Consider the following 18561-nt stretch of genomic DNA (forward strand, 5'->3'; position numbering starts at 1 on the left):
GTCAATAAATTAAAGTGAAATATCGTTTAAAAAAACGCTTCTTTTTTGCAGTGATAGGGCAAGATTGAAGCGTTTTTTTGTTTTAAATCTTTATGGAAAGGAAAAAGGGAGATTTATTAATGATACCGAGCACCCTTTTTAGTCAGGGCCATCCTCAAACGGCCAACCAAATTTACTACATATTTTTATAAATTAAAACAATTCCAATTGTGTTGGAGTAGGTTCTTTAGGGACTTCCGCTCTGCCCCAAAAGTTCATGATGTTCCCAAATTGTTTATCGGTAATGCGCAAAACGCTTACTTTTCCAAAAGGCGGTAATAGCCGTTTTATTCGCTTTTCATGTGCATCTGCACTTTCACTGCTTGCGCAATGCCGCATGTAAACGGAGTACTGCATCATATTAAAACCGTCTTTTAGCAAGTTTTTCCTGAACCCAGCAGCATTACGTCTGTCCTTGGCTGTGTCGGTTGGTAAATCGAAAAATACAAATAACCACATAATTCTATAACCGTTTAGTTCCATAATTTAGGATACTTTATTTTCTTTCGTTTTCCTGTATAACACTGTTGTAAAGAACTGGCTGTTTTTTGGAGTGCCACCATTAGTGGACTTTTTTCATTTTTAAAATACACTGTTCTTGTGAGGGTTTGTAATAGTACCGATTTAATTTCTGTATTTAGTTCTTGTTCATCATAGTGTTGCATAATGGTATGAACTGCTTCATCAATTATGGGACGAAACGGTTCCATAATGTCGTCGGCAAGAGCAAAGGCATTGTACTTATTTTTATGATGGATGCCTAATGTGTTTAACAAACCACTTCCTGATAATGCTCTAGCGATGGCTGCTCTTAGAATTGCATATCCATAGTTTAAAAAATTGTTTGGGTAATCTCCAAAACGTTCGCGTTTAAAATCCTGCTCAAAAAATGATTTCCAATAAAAACTGGCTGCAACACCTTCCATGTTTGTAGAGTCACCACTAGTTACTTTACTTGCTAAAAATTCAAAGTTGTTTTTGGATTTCGTTATTTGCTTTAATAGCAATCCTTGATTTATAATTTTCTCTTTAACGGTTTGTTGCCAAAGTTGTTTTTTTAATGGTTGACTTGCGTTTATTTGATTTTTGAATAGTTCTTGTTGGATGTGATGGCTGTTTAAATTTAGAAATAAACCATTTGGTAAGTGTGTTTTTCCACATATAATTACCGCGCTGTTGTTTTCTATGAGTAAATTTAAAGCGGTAATACTAATATAGACTTCTGGATTGTCTATTATAAGAAATCCAATATCTTCAATTGGAATGGATGCTTCACGGGTTTCACTTTTAATAAGTAGTTGTAGATTTTTGACTGTTATCTTACTTTTTTTCTCAATGAGAATTGATTTTTTTAGCATATGATTTATGTAAATCTTAATGAGTTGTTTAACTAAAATAGTGATTTAAAAATAATTACTACTTTTTGCTTTAAACCGGGTTAATAATAAAATCATATTGTGAACTGGTTTTAAAGGCTTTTAGTAGATTCGAGTTGCCACTAAAAGCTTTAAACTTCTCTTAAACAAAACAGTGTGTTGTAAAATTTTCGTAACTTCGCAATTAGTATGAAGCAAGTATTCCATAAAATAATGTCTTTAGCCATGGCTTTTGTCGTGTTATGCTCTACAATGTCATTTACTATGAATATGCATTATTGTGGCGATACTTTAGTAGAAACAGCTATTTTCCATAAAGCCAAAGGTTGCGGTATGGACATGGAAAAACCGTCTACCGAAGGATGTTCTATCACCAAAAAGAATTGTTGTGATGATGAACAATTAGTTGTTGATGGTCAAGACGAACTACAACTGCAAGTTGACAAAATTACGTTTAAGCAACAGGTATTCATTGCTTCATTTGTTTATACCTATATTAACCTTTTCGAAGGTTTAGATAGTAATGTTTCTTCTTACGAAGACTACAAACCACCACTCGTTGTCAGGCAAATCTTCAAGATTGACGAGACGTATTTAATTTGATTTTTAAATTTTAGACTGTTTTATCCTATGGCTGTGTGTCATAAGGATAAATTGTTGTATTCGGTGTTTTCTCAACATCAATGTCTAACTGTTTAATAATCAAACTATATGCTTAATAAAGCAATCAAATTTTTAATAGAGAATAAACTCGTTGCAGTTCTGCTACTTGCACTTTTTGTTGGATGGGGAACTGTAAACGCACCTTTCAATTGGTATACTGGATTTTTACCAAGTAATCCTGTGGCTGTTGATGCCATCCCAGATATCGGAGAAAATCAACAAATTGTATTTACAAAGTGGGATGGTCGTTCGCCACAAGATATAGAAGACCAAATCACTTATCCATTAACGACTTCTTTACTCGGTATTCCAGGCGTAAAAACCATTCGTAGTTCGTCTATGTTTGGCTTTTCAAGTATCTATATCATTTTTGAAGAAGATATAGAATTTTACTGGAGTAGGAGTCGTATTCTTGAAAAACTAAACTCATTACCAAGTGGTTTATTACCTGAAGGTGTTAATCCTGCTTTGGGTCCAGATGCCACAGGATTAGGACAAATTTTTTGGTACACTCTTGAAGGACGTGATGAAAACGGAAACGTTACTGGTGGTTGGGACTTACAAGAGCTACGTAGTATTCAAGATTACTATGTGAAATATGCGCTATCCTCTGCAAGTGGTGTATCTGAAGTGGCTTCAATTGGTGGTTACGTAAAGGAATATCAAGTAGATGTAAACCCTGAACTAATGCGTCAATATAATATTGGATTAAACCAAGTTGTAAAGGCAGTTAAAGAGAGTAATAAAGATATTGGTGCACAAACTTTAGAGATTAATCAGGCTGAATATTTAGTGCGTGGTTTAGGTTATGTGAAATCTATTGAAGACATAGAAAATGCAGTCGTTACTTCCGAAAATTATACAGCCATACGAATCAAAGATATTGGAAAAGTCTCTTTAGGTCCAGCAACACGACGTGGGTTATTAGATAAAGAAGGTGCGGAAGTTGTAGGTGCTGTTGTTGTGGCTCGTTATGGTGCAAATCCAATGGAAGTCATTAATAATGTAAAAGAAAAAATTAATGAATTAAGTGCAGGATTACCTTCAAAAGTATTAGCAGATGGGAGAACATCACAAGTAACCATTGTACCTTTTTATGATAGAACGGAATTGATTCAAGAAACTTTAGGCACACTTAATGAAGCCTTAACATTAGAAATACTGATTACCATTTTAGTTATAATCATTATGGTATTTAATCTACGTGCTTCTGTGTTAATCTCTGGCTTATTGCCTGTTGCGGTTTTAATGGTTTTTATAGCTATGAAGTTCTTTGGAGTCGATGCAAACATCGTCGCATTATCTGGTATTGCCATTGCTATTGGTACAATGGTTGATGTCGGTGTCATACTTTCAGAAAACATTATAAGGCATTTGGATGAAGATGATGGAACACAATCCATTAATACAGTAGTTTATAATGCGACAGCAGAAGTTTCAGGCGCTATTGTTACCGCAGTAATGACAACCATAATCAGTTTCATTCCTGTATTTACTATGATTGGTGCAGAAGGAAAATTATTTAGACCATTAGCCTTTACAAAAACCTTTGCCTTAACAGCATCCATTATTGTCGCGTTATTTTTAATCCCGCCATTTGCAGCATTTTTATTCAGAAAGAAAAGCATTAAAACCAAATTTAAAACTATTTTAAATGGTGTTTTAATAGCTTTAGGTATCGTAGCAATAGTCTATGGGTATTGGTTAGGATTGATTTTGATAGCTTTTGGAATTACAGCACTTCTCAATCTTCAAAATAAAATAACAGACAAACAAGCTAATCTTGTCAATATCATTATTTCAGCATCTGCGATAGTATTCCTTTTAGCAGAATATTGGAGACCATTAGGTGTTGATAAAAGCATCTTCTGGAATCTCATTTTTGTTAGTGTTATATGTTTTGGTTTATTAGGTGTTTTCTCATTATTCATCAAATATTACACACGTATTTTAAGGTGGTGTTTAGATAATAAGTTATTGTTTCTATCTATACCAACAGCTATTGTAATTGCAGGGTTTTTCATAATGAAGAATACAGGAAAAGAGTTTATGCCATCCTTAAATGAAGGCTCATTTCTACTAATGCCAACCTCTATGCCTCATTCTGGCGTAGAAGAAAACAAACGAGTTTTACAGCAATTAGATATGGCGGTGGCCAGTATTCCAGAAATTGAAACGGTAGTTGGTAAAGCAGGAAGAACAGAATCAGCGTTAGACCCAGCACCTCTATCTATGTATGAGAATATCATTCAGTATAAGCCAGAATATATGCTGAATGCAGATGGAGAAAGACAACGCTACAAATTAAATGAGGATGGTTTGTTTGAATTAAAAGATGGTCGTTTTATTTCTAATCCTAATAATTCCAAAAATGTTGCTTATAGCAAAGTCAAAAGCTCTCAACTAATTGAAGATGACGATGGTGAATACTATCGCAATTGGCGACCAGAAATCGAATCACCAGACGATATTTGGAATGAAATTGTAAGAGTTACCAAATTACCAGGCGTTACGTCAGCACCAAAACTACAACCTATTGAAACCCGATTGGTAATGCTTCAAACAGGAATGCGAGCACCTATGGGAATAAAGGTAAAAGGTCAAGACTTAAAGCAAATTGAAGCGTTTGGAGTGCAATTAGAAAACATTATCAAGGAAGCCGAAGGTGTTAAAAAAGAAGCTGTTTTTGCAGACCGTATCGTTGGTAAACCCTATTTGTTAATTGATATTGATAGAGAGAAAATCGCACGATATGGTATTTCAATACAAGATGTTCAAGATGTATTAAAAGTCGCAGTTGGTGGTATGGTTTTAACACAAACGGTTGAAGGTCGTGAGCGCTATGGTGTTCGTGTGCGATACCCAAGAGAATTAAGAGCAAACCCATCAGACTTGCAACAGATTTATGTGCCAGTTGAAAAAGGCAGTCCTGTGCCTTTAAGCGAATTAGCAACCATTCGCTACGAACAAGGGCCACAAGTCATTAAAAGTGAAGACACCTTTTTAGTAGGTTATGTCCTGTTTGATAAATTAGATGGTTTTGCAGAAGTAAGCGTTGTTGAAAATGCACAAGCATTGATTCAAGAAAAGATAGATTCTGGTGAGTTAATTGTGCCAAAAGGTATCAATTATCAATTTACAGGAACTTACGAAAACCAATTACGTGCCGAAAAAACCTTATCGGTAGTTGTACCATTAGCATTGGCTATCATCTTTTTTATTCTGTACTTCCAATTCCGTTCGGTGGGTACATCATTAATGGTGTTTACAGGGATAGCAGTTGCTTTTGCAGGTGGTTTTTTAATGATTTGGTTGTACGGACAATCATGGTTTTTAAACTTCAGTGTCTTTGGCGAAAATCTTCGCGATTTATTCCAAATGCATACTATTAATTTGAGTGTTGCTGTTTGGGTCGGTTTTATTGCACTTTTCGGAATTGCAACCGATGATGGTGTCGTAATGGCAACTTATTTAACACAAACCTTCAATAGAAATTCACCTGAAACAAAAAGGAAATTAGAGCGTCCATAGTAGAAGCAGGAGAAAAACGTATCAGACCTTGTTTAATGACTACAGCTACAACCATTTTAGCATTATTACCAGTATTAACTTCTACAGGACGAGGAAGTGATATTATGATTCCGATGGCAATACCAAGTTTTGGTGGAATGTTAATCGCTTTAATCACCTTATTTGTTGTACCAGTTTTATATAGCTGGAAAGCCGAAGTTCAACTTAAAAGAGCATCAAAATGAAACATATAAAAACAGTCTTTTTTCTTTTTTCAATTCTCTTTTGTCTCAAAGGTAACGCCCAACAATTAGAAATTTTAATTAATGAAGCGTTGGAAAACAATCCCGAGATTCAAAAATTCGAGTTACAGTACAAAAGAGTTTCAGAAAAAGTAAATGAAGTCAATACGATTCCTAATACTGAATTTGGCGTGGGTTACTTCGTAAGTGAACCAGAAACCCGAACAGGAGCGCAACGCTTTAAAGTATCAGCAAAACAAATGTTACCGTGGTTTGGCACAATTACATCAAGAGAAAGTTATGTCAGTTCATTAGCTGATGCAAAATATGAAGACATCGTTATTGCAAAGCGAAAATTGATGGCTTCTGTATCACAATCCTATTATAATTTATACGCTAACAAAGCGAAACAAAGGGTGCTAACAGAAAACATTAAACTATTGGAAACCTATGAGACATTAGCACTAACATCTGTTGAGGTTGGTAAAGCATCTGCTGTAGATGTGTTGCGATTGCAAATGCGTCAAAACGAAATGCAACAACTAAAAGATGTTTTAAATCAACAATTTTTAGCAGAACAAACGAATCTTAATAATCTTTTAAACAGAGAAAATGATATTGCTGTTACTGTGGTAGATAGTTTAATTATGCCTTCAGAAGATTTTGAAATCACTTCTAAAAATTTAGCATTACATCCCGAATTATTGAAGTATGAAAAACTCTACCAATCCATTGAACAATCAGAATTACTAAATCAAAAAGAAAGCAGTCCTATGATTGGTTTTGGGTTGGATTATATTAATGTTTCCGAAAGACCAGATATGAATTTTAGTGATAATGGAAAAGACATTGTAATGCCAATGGTATCAGTGTCAATTCCAATATTCAACAAAAAGTACAAATCTCAAACCAAGCAAAATGAGTTAGAACAGCAAGAAATAACAGCTCAAAAACAAGAACGATTAAACATTTTGGAAACGCTTTTAAGTAAAGCGATTAATGAACGAATTTCTGCAAGAATAAGTTATGCAACGCAAACCAAGAACTTAAAACAAGCCAAAGATGCAGAAGACATCTTAATCAAAAGCTACGAAACAGGAACGATAGATTTTAATGATGTTTTGGATATTCAAGAACTACAATTAAAGTTTCAAATGAACCAAATAGAGTCTATTAAGAGCTACTATGTGCAAAGCACAATTATTAATTATTTAATTCAGTAAATTATGAAACACACATATCACATACACGGAATGACTTGCAACGGTTGTCGTACTCACGTAGAAGAAACACTTTCTAAAGTGAAAGGTGTTTCAAAAGCAACAGTCAATTTAGAAAAGGCAAAAGCTACAATCGAAATGGAATCCCATATTCCTATAGAAAAGTTTCAAGAAGCCTTAAAAAAGGATGGCGACAGATACAGTATTCATAAACAAGGTGAACAGCATCACCATTTAGAAGATAAAAAGAAAGAGCAACCCAAAGGAAAAGGCACAGGCACATTTTATTGTCCTATGCATTGCGAAGGCGATAAAACTTATGATGAACCAGGCGATTGTCCTGTTTGCGGAATGGATTTGGTTGAAGAACAAAATCTAACAACAGCTACAACAGAACAATGGACGTGTCCAATGCACCCAGAAGTTGTAAAAGATGAAGCAGGTTCGTGCCCTATTTGCGGTATGGATTTAGTACCAATACAACCAGATGTTTCAGCAGAAGAAAAGACCTATAAAAAATTATTGAAGAAGTTTTGGATAGCATCCGTTTTCACTTTACCAATTTTTATAATCGCAATGAGCGAAATGCTCAATAACAATCCATTGTACGATATAATGCAACAGAAGTATTGGAATTGGATTCAGTTTGCACTATCCATTCCAGTTGTGTTTTATGCAACTTGGATGTTCTTTGAGCGTGCTTATAGAAGTATAAAAACGTGGAACCTCAATATGTTCACACTTATTGGGATTGGTGCAGGTGTGGCTTGGTTATTTAGTGTTTTTGGTATGTTATTTCCAGATGTGTTTCCATCACAGTTTAAAACAGAATCAGGTGCAGTACACGTCTATTTTGAAGCAGCAACGGTAATTCTAACCTTGGTGCTTTTAGGACAGTTGTTAGAAGCGCGTGCACATAGCAAAACCAATTCGGCAGTAAAAGAATTATTAAAGTTAGCACCTAATAAAGCCATAAAAATAATAGATGGTGAAGAAGTTGAAGTCAGTATAGATAAGATAGAATTAAATGATATTCTAAAAGTAAAACCAGGTGATAAAATTCCTGTGGATGGTGTAATAACTGAAGGTGAAACAACTATTGATGAATCTATGATTACGGGAGAACCTATTCCTGTAAACAAATCTCAAGATGATAAAGTAAGTAGCGGAACAATTAATGGGAATCAATCATTCTTGATGAAAGCGGAAAAAGTAGGAAGTGATACGCTTTTATCTCAAATCATTCATATGGTTAATGATGCCAGTAGAAGTCGCGCACCTATTCAAAATTTAGCAGATAAGGTATCAGGTTATTTTGTGCCAGTAGTCGTTCTTATTTCTATTATCACATTTATGGTTTGGGCAATTTGGGGACCAGAACCAGTTTATGTGTATGCGTTTGTGAATGCAATAGCAGTACTAATTATTGCGTGTCCTTGTGCTTTAGGTTTAGCAACACCAATGTCTGTAATGGTTGGTGTGGGCAAAGGTGCTCAAAATGGTGTATTGATTAAAAATGCCGAAGCTCTTGAAAAAATGGATAAGGTAAATACACTTATAGTTGATAAAACAGGAACAATTACAGAAGGAAAACCAACGGTAGAAACAATAGGAGCTTTTAGTGATACTTTAAAAGAAAAAAAGCTATTACAATACATCGTTTCATTAAATACCAATAGTGAACATCCTTTGGCAGAAGCGACTGTTAATTATGGAAAAGAACATAACGCTGAAACAATAAAATCTGAAAACTTTAGTGCTGTCACAGGAAAAGGTGTTGAAGCGATAATAAATGATAAAAAAATAGCATTAGGAAATCCTAAAATGATGGAATATGCCAAAGCAGATATTAGTTCTAAAATGAAAGACGAAGCTAAAACGTATCAAAAGCAAGGCAAAACAGTTTCTTATTTGTCAATAGATGAAACCGTTGTTGGGTATGTAGTTATAGGCGATAAAATAAAAGAAACAAGTGCCAAAGCGATTAAAGCACTTCAAGATAAAGGCATTGATGTTATAATGCTTACAGGCGATAATCACGATACAGCCCAAGCAGTAGCTTCAGAACTTAATTTGGCAGATTTCAAAGCCAGTATGCTACCAGAAGATAAACTCAAAGAAGTAGAGATACTGCAAGAAGAAGGCAAAGTAGTTGCTATGGCAGGTGATGGTATTAATGATGCACCAGCATTAGCAAAAAGTGATGTAGGCATTGCAATGGGTACAGGAACAGATGTAGCGATAGAAAGTGCTATGATAACGTTAGTAAAAGGCGATTTACACGGTATTGTAAAAGCAAAAAATTTAAGTAATGCTGTAATGAAGAACATTAAGCAAAACCTATTTTTTGCACTTATCTACAACACTTTAGGTGTGCCTATTGCAGCAGGTGTGTTGTTCCCATTTTTTGGCATTTTATTGTCACCAATGATAGCAGCATTAGCAATGAGTTTTAGTTCTGTTTCAGTAATAGTAAACGCATTAAGATTAAGAAATATTAAAATATAACACTATGAAAAAATATATAATTTACTTCGGAATATTGGTAGTTGGGTTGTTGTTGGGTTGGTTGCTATTTGGAGGTTCGTCCAATGAAAGTGCAAAACATAATCATAAGGAAACAACTGAAACCAATCAAATGTGGACCTGTTCAATGCACCCACAGATTATGCAACCAGAACCAGGTGATTGTCCTATTTGTGGAATGGATTTAATTCCTGCCGAAAGTAGTGCAGATGGTTTATTGGCAGACCAATTCAAGTTGACTGAAAATGCGATGGCATTAGCCAATATTCAAACAACTGTTGTAGGCAAAGGAAATATTGATGGCAACACCATTAAATTATCTGGTAAAATTGCTGAAAATGAAGAAGCAAACGCAGTACAAGTCAGTTACTTTTCGGGTAGAATAGAACGTTTGAATGTAAGCTTTACAGGAGAGGAAGTAAACAAAGGTCAATTGTTGGCAACCATTTATTCACCGGAGTTGTATGCTGCACAACAAGAACTCATTACAGCAGCCTCTTTAAAGGAATCACAACCTACATTATATAAGGCAGTTCGTAATAAATTGAAGTTGTGGAAACTTTCTGAAAGTCAAATTAATCAAATAGAAGAAACTGGAAAAGTAAAAGAAAACTTTCCAGTTTATGCAACCGTTTCAGGCACAGTTACCGAAAAATTAGTAGAACAAGGCGATTACATTAAACAAGGTCAACCATTGCTTAAAATTGCAAACCTCAATACAGTTTGGGCAAACTTTGATGTCTATGAAAATCAAATCGATTTATTTAAAAAGGGGAAAGAAGTTTTAGTGACTACAAACGCTTATCCTAATAAAGAGTTTAAAGGTAAAGTAGATTTCATTGACCCAGTTTTAAATACCAAAACAAGAACAGTAACCTTACGTGTGGTGCTTAATAATAAAAATGATGTGTTTAAACCAGGAATGTTTGTAACCGCAAATATTGAGCGAGTTGCAAGTAGTAATAATGAGGTATTAGCAATTCCAGCATCTGCTGTACTTTGGACAGGTGAACGCTCTGTTGTCTATTTAAAAACCAATCCAGACCAAACCGTTTTTGAAATGCGTGAAGTTGTTTTAGGTAATCAAATTGGTAATGAATATGAAGTTTTAGAAGGATTATTTGTTGGAAATGAAATCGTAACTAACGGAACTTTTACGGTTGATGCAGCTGCTCAATTACAAGGTAAAAAATCAATGATGAATAAAGATGGTGGCAAAGTAATGACTGGTCACGAAGGACATTTAGGAATAGATAATAAGACATCAAAAAAAGAAAGTGACCATACTAATATGAACCAAAGATTGACAGTGTCAGAGAAATTCCAAGAACAATTAAAAGTTGTTTACTATGACTATATCAATTTAAAAAATGCTTTAGTAAAAGAAGATTCAAAAATTACTTCAGTTAATTCAACAAGTTTATTAGAAAATTTAGATAAAGTTGATATGAAATTATTATCAGACAATAATGCTCATACACATTGGATGTCATTAGTAAAAGAAATACAATCTTCTGCGACATCTATTTCTAAAACGTCAGATATAAAAGAACAAAGAGGCCACTTCAAATATCTATCATCACACTTAATAAATGCTGTACAACTGTTTGGAGTTAAGGAAAAAGTGTATGTAGAGTTTTGTCCAATGGCAGATAACAACAATGGTGCTTATTGGTTGAGTAAAGAAGAAAAAGTAATCAATCCATATTTTGGTAGCGCCATGCTAACCTGTGGTGAAGTAAAACAAGTAATAAAATAATAATAAATCAAGTAATAACAATTAAATTTTTAACAATGAAGAAAGTAATTTTAAGTGTAGTTGCAATAGCAGCATTAGGTTTAACAAGTTGTAAAAACGAAACTAAAAAAGTTGAAGAAACTACAACAACAGAAGTGTCAAAAGAAATCACAATGACAGATTTATCTTTTGGAGTAAGAGGTAATTGTGATATGTGTAAAAGCACCATTGAAAAAGCAGCCAATAGTGTTGAAGGTGTTGCAAGTGCCAATTGGGATGTCGGTAAAAAGAAAATCGATGTCTCTTTTGATGATACCAAAACCGATGCAGTGGCAATTCATAAGGCAATAGCAGCTTCAGGTTACGATACCGAAAAAGTGGCAGGAAGTGATGAAGCCTATAAAGATTTACCAGGTTGTTGTCAATACGATCACGACATGATGATGAATCAGTCAGGTGAAATGAAATCGGAAGACCATTCTAATCACGATCATTAAATACCATTTTAAAAGAGTCTTTTTCGGAAGGCTCTTTTGTATTATATTAATTTTGAAACGGTATTTAGGATTCCTTTTCTAAAAATTCAATTACTATATTTGTACCTCATCTAGATTAAAGCTTTGTTAATACTGAATAATTAAATTCTGTATCGGGAAGTAAAATTCGCTTACTGTAACATTTTTAGGAATCTCACGTCATATAAGTACATCAATCATTTAAATATATTATCATGAGACAAGACAACCAACTTTTAGTTTTAACACATTTAAGTCAGCTTTTAACATACCTAACAGGTTTTGGTGGACTCATTGTACCTCTTGTAATTTGGGTCACCCAAAAAGACAAGGTTTTTAAACTGGACGAACAAGGCAAGCAGATTATTAACTTTCAAATAAGCATCTTTATTTATGCTATTTTAAGTATTCCAGCCATTATATTATTAGGTCTTGGTTTTATTATGTTGATTGTGATTGGCATTATAGCTTTTGTTTTTCCTATTATAAATGCCGTTAAGGCAAGTAATGGCGAACCTATTAGTTACCCGTTATCAATTACGTTTTTGAAATAAATTATATAAAGAGATATGTTTTAAAAAAAAACCACAGCTATCAAGTCGTGGTTTTTTATATTATTATTTTATCCTTCTAAAAACTATTACAATCGCGACATAGCGATTTTTTTTTTAGCTATTAAGCATCACCGGCATGACCAACATGGTTACTTGTTCGCCTTCATCTAACCCATCAACAGGTGTTAAAATACCTGCACGATTTGGTAAGCTCATTTCCAATTGTACATCGTCACTGGTTAGGTTATTCAACATTTCGGTTAAGAAACGCGAGTTAAAACCAATTTGCATATCGTCACCTTGATAATCGCAGGTTAAACGCTCTTCGGCTTTGTTTGAGTAATCAATATCTTCAGCAGAAATATTTAATTCGGCACCAGCAATTTTTAAACGAATTTGGTGTGTTGTTTTATTTGAAAAAATACTCACACGACGAACCGAGTTTAAAAACTGATTTCTATTTATAACAAGTTTATTTGGGTTTTCTTTTGGAATTACCGCTTCATAGTTTGGATATTTTCCATCAATTAATCGGCAAATTAGTTCTACATTTTCAAAGGTAAACTTCGCATTTGAATCGTTATATTCAATGGTTACATCATCATCACTAGCTGCTAAAATGCCTTTTAATAAATTTAAAGGTTTTTTAGGCATAATGAATTCTGTTACCTCTGTTGCTTGTACATCTGCGCGCGCATATTTTACCAGTTTGTGTGCATCTGTAGCTACAAAGGTTAAACCCTCTGTAGAAAACTGAAAAAACACACCACTCATTACGGGTCGTAAATCATCATTTCCTGCTGCAAAGATGGTTTTGTTAATGGCGGTAGCTAATATATCACCATTTAATGTGGTAGATGAGGCATCTTCTAGCGTTACTGGTTTAGGAAACTCGGCACCATCTGCATATGCTAATGCATATTTACCATGATTAGAGCTAATTTCAACTGTGTTATTGTCTTCAACTACAAAGGTTAAAGGCTGTTCAGGAAATGTTTTTAAGGTATCTAATAACAACCTTGCTGGTACAGCTACGCTGCCACTATTATCACTTTCTACTTCTAATTTAGAAGACATGGTTGTTTCTAAATCACTTGCAGAAATAATAAGTTCAGACTGGTTTAATTCGAATAAAAAATTATCTAGAATCGGTAAGGTGTTTGAACTGTTAATAACACCACCAAGAACTTGTAATTGTTTCAGTAAATAGGTACTTGATACTATAAATTTCATCTATGTAAAATACGTTTATGCGTTCAAAAAGTTAATCATACAAATATATCCTAAACCAATTAATATAGGAAACAAACTTATTAACAAATCATTACTGTTAAAAACGGGAGTTAGCTTAATAAATTAGGGTGTTATTTCGTGTATTTTCGTTTTCTAAAAAAGTTAAATAAAATTCCGAAAACCGCTAAAAACACTAGCGGTAAGACTATATTTATAAGCTGCCATTTGGTTTTTTTGTCCGATACTTTTTGATAGTCTAAAAAGGCCAAAGAAATATCTTTTGAGCGAATGTTTATAAGTCCACTATCGTCTAGCAGGTAATTTACGGCATTCAGTAAAAAATCCTTGTTGCCATATTCTTGTCCTGTCCATCGATCGAATCCTAATTCCAAAGGGCCATTTCTACCAACGTCATTTTTAATGACATCGCCATCGGCAATGACAATCATTTTGGTTGGCTTACTTTCGTTTTTAGCATCTGAAATGGTAAAAGGTTTGACTCTATTTTTATATACAGACGTAAAATTCCCTTCTAACAAGACGGCCAAATTTTGAAATCCATTTACATAATTATTAGGGTTTGGCTCTTCGTTTGTCATGTCTAAACTCACCTCACGTGGTGTTCCATCTATTTTGGTAAGTATGGAGCTTTGTAGTAAAATGGTTTTCTGAACATCGTTTTTAAGTGTGTCAATCTGATTGGCAAAATCGAACTTAATTAAGTTTAAATTATTAACAATTGGATGTTTAGATGTGGCATTAACTAAAGGTGAATAATACCAAGGTAATTGTTGAAATTGCGACTGACTGCCATCTCCAGTAGCCAATGTAATCGGTGCGGAGTAGAGGTCGTTTATTAATACTGGATTTACACGTAAACCGTATTTAAAAAAGAAATCGGTTAAATTTAAATCGCGTGCAATAGCTATATTTTTACCTGCTGCGTTAAATAGACTGTCCTGCTCAATAGCCACACGATCCAGCAACCAAAGGCTTTTTCCTCCAGACATGGTAAATTGATCTAACACCAATTTTTCAGCTTCGGTAAAGGCTTCGGTTGGTTTGGCGGAGATAATTAAATCGTAGGTTTTTAAATCGACCAACGTTTTTTGTGGTGCGTTTTGAACGCTATCCAAGGTAAAAGCTGCTAGGTAATAATAGTCTTTTATAGTTTTAGCAAAGTCGAAAATTTGTGCGTCTTGCAACTGATTATTTCCTTTAAGAATGGCAATTTTACGACGTTTTGGATTTGTTAATTTGCTCAACCCATCTGCAAACGCATACTCCAAATGTTGAATGGAATTGCTAGCTAATTCTTGCACATCAGCGCCAATTTTATTTTTAATTAATGGAATTTTAACGGTTACTTCATTATAACTAGCTAGAGCCCAAGGAAAAATAACTTCTTGACTGGATTTTCCAGCGTCTTGAACGGTAACTTGCATGGGTTTTAAACCACGTTGGTTTAATTGCTGGATGTTCTGCTCGCGCGTCTCAATATCTTCAAGTGGATTAATAAAATTGAAGTGAATTTGATTATTTTCCGATTTAAATTCTTCCAATAATTGTCGGGTTTCCGTTTGTAAGCGTCTGAATTCGGAAGGTAGATTGGAACCATCTAAAAAAACATCAATAACAATTGGCGAGTTAACGGATTCTATAATAGCAGTACTGGCTTGACTTAAGGTGTAGCGTTTGTCTTTTGTTACATCAAAACGTTTATAAAAACCATGTGTAAATATATTTAGTACTAATAAGCCTAAAGGAAGTAAAATTAGTATGGCTAGGTCTTTCTTACCAATAGGTTTGGTATTTATATGCCGAACTGTAAGAACGAGAAAAAGTAAAACAATGCTAATAAAGTAAATTAAATCGCGCGTATCTATAACACCACGACTGATGCTTTTGTAATGCGCATTCATGCCAATTTGGTCTATAAAACTGCTGGACAAGAAATCGGCAATACCTTCTAAACCAATATAAAAAAAGAAGCACAGAAATACAGCCGTGATAAACGCAACGATTTGATTGTCCGTTAAGCTAGATGAAAAAACACCTATTGCTGTATAGGCTGCAGCTAAAAACAACAAGCCTAAATAGGAGCCAAAGGTACTCCCAAAGTCGATGTTTCCTACGGGATTTCCTAATTGATAAACCGTGTAAACGTAGAGTAGGGTAGGAAGTAAGGCCAAAATTATTAATAAAAATGCGCCAAAATATTTGCCTAATACAATTTTAAATAAGCTAATGGGTTTGGTAACTAACAACTCCAGCGTGCCTTGTTTTTTTTCGTCTGAAAAACTTCGCATGGTAACAGCAGGAATTAAAAACAACAGAATCCAGGGTGCTAATAAAAAGAAGCTGGACAAATCGGCAAAACCGTTATCTAGAATATTAAATTCACCAATAAAAAGCCACAAAAATAGACCGTTTAAAATTAGGAAAATGGCAATCACTAAATAGCCAATCGATGAGGCGAAGAAGGCATTTATTTCTTTTTTAAGGATTGCAAACATGTTATTTTAGGTATTAGGTATTAGGTATTAGGTATTAGGTATTAGGTATTAGGTATTAGGTATTAGGTGTGAGTGGTGCGTAAAAAAAAATGTATTTTTTTATGTTGTCTTTTTTAAAAATCATATTCACTATTCTCTATTCACTACTCAAGCGTTTCTAACTTATCCACACTCCAAGCTTCGGGTTTCATATTAAACATGGGCTTGGTTACTGCCCAAATACTTTTAAATAAATCAGAATGTCTGTAGTTCTCTAAATCCGTCTCACTTTGCCAATAACTATACGTAAAAAACACATTTGTTTTGTTTTTATCACGATAAAGTTCTAAAAATTCACAGCCTTTAAAATTGCGAATTGCGCGTTTATTTTTATGAAAATTGGCTACAAATGTCTCTATATGTTTCTCTTCAAAACCTAGTTTAACAATGCGTACAAACATAGTTTATTCTTTTAAAAAATTAACAGTAACGGTATCCATAAGCTCCAACCCTAATAAGGATGACGCGCTACCAGTAGTGTTAGGGTTGCTTTTATATACAGCTATTTCTATATAACTGGATGAATTAAAAACAACCATTCTATGACCTTCTATATTACGTGTTTCAGGTGCTTTACTAAAGTCTACTACATCACTATATTTATTATAGATTTTGTTAAACGTCTTATTTCTTGCAGATATTTCAAAAGGGCGTCCTAATTGAACTTTTTCAAAAAAAGCACGTTTAATGTTTGTAATGACATTCCCATAGTTGTCTATATAAATCACGTGGCCAATTATTTGCGTGCGTTCATCATTAATAAAGGGAATCATGTTTTTAATAGGTTTAATGGTATCAATTACTTTTCCAATAACCTCTAGAGTACCACCACGAGCTATATGGCAGGCCACTTTTACAAACACATCTAAAACTGGAAAACTAGAAATAATTTTATCGTGAATGTTTATTTCCACAATTTTTTCAGCTGCTATCTCGGCACATATCATACTCATAATGCCATTATTGGCACAAATAAAATAGTGGCCATCTAATTTAACAGCTATGTGCTTGTTTTCTTGATTTAGCTCCGAATCGACACCTATGATATGAATAGTGCCTTTAGGAAAACTACTATAAGCGTTTAAAATAATATAAGCGGCTTCAGGAATGCTAAAAGGCGAAATAGAATGGGAGATATCAACAATTTTTACATCAGGTAATTCGCTATAAATAGCACCTTTGGTTGCACCAGCAAAGTGATCTCTTTCACCAAAGTCTGTTGTTAATGTAATGATTGCCATTTAGAATTGTTGATATTTTTTTAACCTAATACCTATTAAAAAAGTGTATTTTTGTTTAAACACAAAACTAATAAAACTAAATAGATTAATTTAATTAAATCGCCTAGCTTTTGAACGAAATCATAATTGAACTTGAAGACGTATCACCAAAGGATTTTTTTGGTGCACAAAACGTTAATATAGAACTCCTTAAAAAGTATTATCCAAAATTAAAAATTGTTGCCAGAGGGAATAAAATTAAAGCTTATGGTGATGAAGACTTACTTGAAGAATTTGACAAACGTTTCAACATGCTCATGGAGCATTATATGAAATACAACAAGTTAGATGAAAATGTTATAGAACGTGTGCTAACCAGTCAGAGTAAAGCTGACTATGAAACGAGTCCTAGTAGTGGTGAGGTTATTGTACACGGTGTAAACGGTCGTTTAATTAAAGCCCAAACTGCCAACCAACGTAAATTGGTTGAGAGCATGCGTAAAAACGATATGGTTTTTGCTATTGGACCTGCAGGAACTGGAAAAACGTATACAGGTGTAGCCTTAGCGGTTCGGGCATTAAAAAACAAAGAAGTAAAACGGATTATTTTAACACGTCCTGCTGTTGAAGCTGGTGAAAATTTAGGATTTCTCCCAGGCGATTTAAAGGAAAAATTAGATCCCTATATGCAACCGCTCTATGATGCCTTGCGTGATATGATTGCTCCAGAAAAGTTAGCACATTATATTGAAAATGGCACCATTCAAATTGCCCCTTTAGCTTTTATGAGAGGGCGAACTTTGGATCATGCTTTTGTTATTTTGGACGAAGGTCAGAATACCACACATGCTCAAATGAAAATGTTTTTAACACGAATGGGTAAAGATGCCAAATTCCTTTTAACAGGCGATCCTGGACAAATAGACCTACCAAGACGTACCATTTCTGGTTTGAAAGAAGCCTTATTAATTTTAAAGAATGTTGAGGGTGTTGGTATGATATTTTTAGACGATAAGGATGTCATTCGCCATAAATTAGTTAAAAAAGTTATTGAAGCGTACAAGAGTATCGAAAATGTAGACTAATTACCCTAAACAGTCAACTTTAGTAAGCCAGTTTTATCAGAAAAACTGGCTTTTTTTAGTGAGAGCCCATAATGTGCTGATAATT

15 protein-coding genes are annotated in these 18561 nt (G+C 34.1%); 9 read left to right on the plus strand and 6 right to left on the minus strand.

Going from position 1 to position 18561, the window contains the following annotated elements:
- Nucleotides 1-192 precede the first annotated feature (192 nt).
- Nucleotides 193-522, minus strand: coding sequence for a CRISPR-associated endonuclease Cas2 (gene cas2, locus BM239_RS10820; protein WP_177209030.1), 330 nt, complete (start codon nt 520-522; stop codon nt 193-195).
- Nucleotides 513-1397 carry a type II CRISPR-associated endonuclease Cas1 gene (gene cas1, locus BM239_RS10825; protein WP_092208464.1) on the minus strand — a complete coding sequence of 295 codons (885 nt, stop codon included), beginning with the start codon at nt 1395-1397 and terminating at the stop codon, nt 513-515. The genes cas2 and cas1 overlap by 10 nt, the downstream gene beginning before the upstream one ends.
- Nucleotides 1398-1604: 207 nt before the next feature.
- Here cas1 and BM239_RS10830 point away from each other — a divergent pair, with 207 nt between their 5' ends.
- The 8 genes from BM239_RS10830 (at nt 1605) to BM239_RS10860 (ending at nt 12383) form a co-directional block, all read left to right on the plus strand.
- Nucleotides 1605-2018, plus strand: coding sequence for an HYC_CC_PP family protein (locus BM239_RS10830; RefSeq protein ID WP_092208466.1), 414 nt, complete (start codon nt 1605-1607; stop codon nt 2016-2018).
- 108 nt (nt 2019-2126) lie between these two features.
- Nucleotides 2127-5609, plus strand: coding sequence for an efflux RND transporter permease subunit (locus BM239_RS10835; protein ID WP_394333918.1), 3483 nt, complete (start codon nt 2127-2129; stop codon nt 5607-5609).
- A 35-nt stretch (nt 5610-5644) separates the two neighbouring features.
- Nucleotides 5645-5833, plus strand: coding sequence for an efflux RND transporter permease subunit (locus BM239_RS15560; protein WP_394333919.1), 189 nt, complete (start codon nt 5645-5647; stop codon nt 5831-5833).
- On the plus strand, nt 5830-7053 hold the full coding sequence (locus BM239_RS10840) for a TolC family protein (RefSeq protein ID WP_092208468.1): 1224 nt from the start codon (nt 5830-5832) through the stop codon (nt 7051-7053). The genes BM239_RS15560 and BM239_RS10840 overlap by 4 nt, the downstream gene beginning before the upstream one ends.
- A 3-nt stretch (nt 7054-7056) precedes the next feature.
- The gene (locus tag BM239_RS10845) at nt 7057-9558 is read left to right on the plus strand and encodes a heavy metal translocating P-type ATPase (protein ID WP_092208470.1); all 2502 of its coding nucleotides are present in this window, start codon (nt 7057-7059) and stop codon (nt 9556-9558) included.
- 4 nt (nt 9559-9562) lie between these two features.
- Nucleotides 9563-11335: an efflux RND transporter periplasmic adaptor subunit gene (locus tag BM239_RS10850; RefSeq protein WP_092208472.1), complete on the plus strand. Its 1773-nt coding sequence runs from the start codon at nt 9563-9565 to the stop codon at nt 11333-11335.
- A gap of 35 nt (nt 11336-11370) precedes the next feature.
- Complete coding sequence (locus BM239_RS10855) at nt 11371-11811, plus strand: heavy-metal-associated domain-containing protein (RefSeq protein ID WP_092208474.1); 441 nt, start codon at nt 11371-11373, stop codon at nt 11809-11811.
- Between the two features lie 233 nt (nt 11812-12044).
- Nucleotides 12045-12383 (plus strand): DUF4870 domain-containing protein, encoded by a 339-nt coding sequence (locus tag BM239_RS10860; protein ID WP_092208476.1) that lies wholly within the window; start codon nt 12045-12047, stop codon nt 12381-12383.
- A 114-nt stretch (nt 12384-12497) separates the two neighbouring features.
- On the opposite strand, the gene dnaN is transcribed toward BM239_RS10860, so the two are convergent.
- The 4 genes from dnaN to BM239_RS10880 all read right to left on the minus strand — a co-directional run bounded on the left by dnaN (nt 12498) and on the right by BM239_RS10880 (nt 17412).
- On the minus strand, nt 12498-13616 hold the full coding sequence (dnaN, locus tag BM239_RS10865; protein WP_092208478.1) for a DNA polymerase III subunit beta: 1119 nt from the start codon (nt 13614-13616) through the stop codon (nt 12498-12500).
- Nucleotides 13617-13747: 131 nt separating this feature from the next.
- On the minus strand, nt 13748-16132 hold the full coding sequence (gldG, locus tag BM239_RS10870; protein ID WP_092208480.1) for a gliding motility-associated ABC transporter substrate-binding protein GldG: 2385 nt from the start codon (nt 16130-16132) through the stop codon (nt 13748-13750).
- A 143-nt stretch (nt 16133-16275) separates the two neighbouring features.
- Nucleotides 16276-16572, minus strand: a complete 297-nt coding sequence (locus tag BM239_RS10875; RefSeq protein ID WP_092208482.1) for a putative quinol monooxygenase — start codon at nt 16570-16572, stop codon at nt 16276-16278.
- Between the two features lie 3 nt (nt 16573-16575).
- The gene (locus BM239_RS10880) at nt 16576-17412 is read right to left on the minus strand and encodes an SAM hydrolase/SAM-dependent halogenase family protein (protein WP_092208484.1); all 837 of its coding nucleotides are present in this window, start codon (nt 17410-17412) and stop codon (nt 16576-16578) included.
- 110 nt (nt 17413-17522) lie between these two features.
- On the opposite strand from BM239_RS10880, the gene BM239_RS10885 reads away from it, so the two are divergent.
- Entirely contained in the window at nt 17523-18476 is a 954-nt protein-coding gene (locus tag BM239_RS10885; RefSeq protein WP_092208486.1) for a PhoH family protein, read from the plus strand.
- The last annotated feature ends 85 nt before the right edge of the window (nt 18477-18561 follow it).

Origin of the sequence: Algorimicrobium echini (assembly GCF_900115185.1) — a bacterium.
In the GTDB taxonomy this organism is placed as follows: domain Bacteria; phylum Bacteroidota; class Bacteroidia; order Flavobacteriales; family Flavobacteriaceae; genus Algorimicrobium; species Algorimicrobium echini.

Coding starts and splice junctions, on each gene's coding strand:
- cas1 (WP_092208464.1), bottom strand. CDS start 1,397: ATGCTAAAAAAATCAATTCTCATTGAGAAAAAAAGTAAGATAACAGTC.
- BM239_RS10840 (WP_092208468.1), top strand. CDS start 5,830: ATGAAACATATAAAAACAGTCTTTTTTCTTTTTTCAATTCTCTTTTGT.
- BM239_RS10850 (WP_092208472.1), top strand. CDS start 9,563: ATGAAAAAATATATAATTTACTTCGGAATATTGGTAGTTGGGTTGTTG.
- BM239_RS10880 (WP_092208484.1), bottom strand. CDS start 17,412: ATGGCAATCATTACATTAACAACAGACTTTGGTGAAAGAGATCACTTT.
- gldG (WP_092208480.1), bottom strand. CDS start 16,132: ATGTTTGCAATCCTTAAAAAAGAAATAAATGCCTTCTTCGCCTCATCG.
- cas2 (WP_177209030.1), bottom strand. CDS start 522: ATGGAACTAAACGGTTATAGAATTATGTGGTTATTTGTATTTTTCGAT.
- BM239_RS10845 (WP_092208470.1), top strand. CDS start 7,057: ATGAAACACACATATCACATACACGGAATGACTTGCAACGGTTGTCGT.
- BM239_RS10830 (WP_092208466.1), top strand. CDS start 1,605: ATGAAGCAAGTATTCCATAAAATAATGTCTTTAGCCATGGCTTTTGTC.
- BM239_RS10855 (WP_092208474.1), top strand. CDS start 11,371: ATGAAGAAAGTAATTTTAAGTGTAGTTGCAATAGCAGCATTAGGTTTA.
- BM239_RS10835 (WP_394333918.1), top strand. CDS start 2,127: ATGCTTAATAAAGCAATCAAATTTTTAATAGAGAATAAACTCGTTGCA.
- BM239_RS10860 (WP_092208476.1), top strand. CDS start 12,045: ATGAGACAAGACAACCAACTTTTAGTTTTAACACATTTAAGTCAGCTT.
- BM239_RS15560 (WP_394333919.1), top strand. CDS start 5,645: ATGACTACAGCTACAACCATTTTAGCATTATTACCAGTATTAACTTCT.
- dnaN (WP_092208478.1), bottom strand. CDS start 13,616: ATGAAATTTATAGTATCAAGTACCTATTTACTGAAACAATTACAAGTT.
- BM239_RS10875 (WP_092208482.1), bottom strand. CDS start 16,572: ATGTTTGTACGCATTGTTAAACTAGGTTTTGAAGAGAAACATATAGAG.